Source organism: Terrisporobacter sp., assembly GCF_017888745.1.
Lineage (GTDB): Bacteria > Bacillota > Clostridia > Peptostreptococcales > Peptostreptococcaceae > Terrisporobacter.
The window spans coordinates 1-1,590 of record NZ_JAGHFM010000412.1 but is presented as its reverse complement, the minus strand read 5'-3'; the positions used below and the strand labels follow the sequence as shown (position 1 = coordinate 1,590).

2 protein-coding genes are annotated in these 1,590 nt (G+C 30.1%); both read right to left on the bottom strand.

What is annotated here, in order from left to right; translation table 11 throughout:
* The coding region (locus J7G74_RS16595) for a DUF368 domain-containing protein (RefSeq protein WP_297137466.1) at positions 1-837 on the bottom strand (837 nt) is incomplete at its 3' end.
* Between the two features lie 94 nt (positions 838-931).
* On the bottom strand, positions 932-1,590 hold a 659-nt coding region (locus tag J7G74_RS16590), incomplete at its 5' end, for a UTP--glucose-1-phosphate uridylyltransferase (protein ID WP_297137465.1).

The following is a 1,590-nucleotide window of genomic DNA, read 5'->3' as shown; positions in this document are numbered from 1 at the left end:
GCAACCTATAGCAAAAAATAGTATGCTAAATGTACTTATACTCATTGGAGATTTAGGTATTTCAAGAGATGTTGGTCCCATTATAACCGCATATATAGAACCTATCATAAGTCCTATAATACAGTATATAGTCTGCCCTCTAAACTTTCTAAGTAATGACCTTACTATTCTCACTGTGCCTAAAATTCCAAGTAAAACCCCACATCCAAATATTATTATTCCTGGTAAATAATTAAAGTTTAATTTAAGTATTTGTTCTATACCATAAAGTATTGGTGTATAAAGTCCAAATATTAAAAGTATGGTAGACCCAGATATTCCTGGAAGCACCATTGCTGATACGGCAATCATTCCTGATATAAAAATATATGCTATAAATGATAAACTTAAATTATCCACTTTTATAGAAAAACTAGCTCCACTTCCTGTCATTGGATTATAGTAATAAATGGCAAACACTATAATTATTCCTAAAACTAAAAAAATTATATTTTTCTTGTTATTTGTTAATGTTTTTCTTTCAGATTTAACTATTAATGGAATAGATGCTATTATGAATCCTAAAAATAAAGAGCTTATTTCATATATATTTTTTTCAAATATAGATGTTATAAATAATACAGATAATATAAAGCCCGATACCCATCCTACTCCTATTTTAGATAAAAATTTTAATGCTCCAATTCTATCTGACTTGTCTTGAGATATTATGTTATTTAATGAGTTTACAAAATCATCATAAAACCCTAGTATAAATGCTATTGTACCACCAGATACTCCTGGCACACTGTCAGCCAATGCCATACAAAATCCTCTAATAAAGTTTAATATATACACATATTCACCACCTTTTAATTTGTATATTTTTATACCCTAAATTAATCAATTATATAACAAAGCCAAAGGAAATTCCCTTGGCTTTAAGTTTATATTACTCAACAGTTATAGCAACTTCTTTCATTGCTTCTGATTCTTCCGCTATATGTTTGCTTTTTAAAAACTCTATGAAGTCATCTCTAAGCTCTGGTCTTTTTAATGCAAAATCAACAGTAGCTTCTAAGAAACCTAACTTATCACCTACGTCGTATCTTCTTCCTTCGAAGTTATAAGCATATATAGCTTCTTTTTTAGCTAAAGTTTGTAGAGCATCAGTTAATTGAATTTCTCCGCCTTTTCCTGGCTCTTGATTTTCCAATATGTTGAATATTTCTGGAGTTATTATATATCTACCAAGTATGGCAATATTTGATGGAGCCCTGTCAACATCTGGCTTTTCCACCATGTCTTTTACTTTGTAAACTCTATCTTCTATGTGTTTTACATCAAGTATACCGTATTTATTAGTATTTTCCCTAGCTACTTCTTGAACACCAAGTATTGTAGTTTTGTACTCATCGTAAGCATTTATCATTTGTTTTAAACAAGGAATTTCAGCATCTACTATATCATCACCAAGTAACACTGCAAAAGGCTCATCTCCTATGAAACTTTTTGCACAATGAACTGCATGTCCTAGTCCTTTTGGCTCTTTTTGTCTTATGTAGTGTATGTTTACCATGTTAGATATGTTTTGAACCATTTCTAACATTT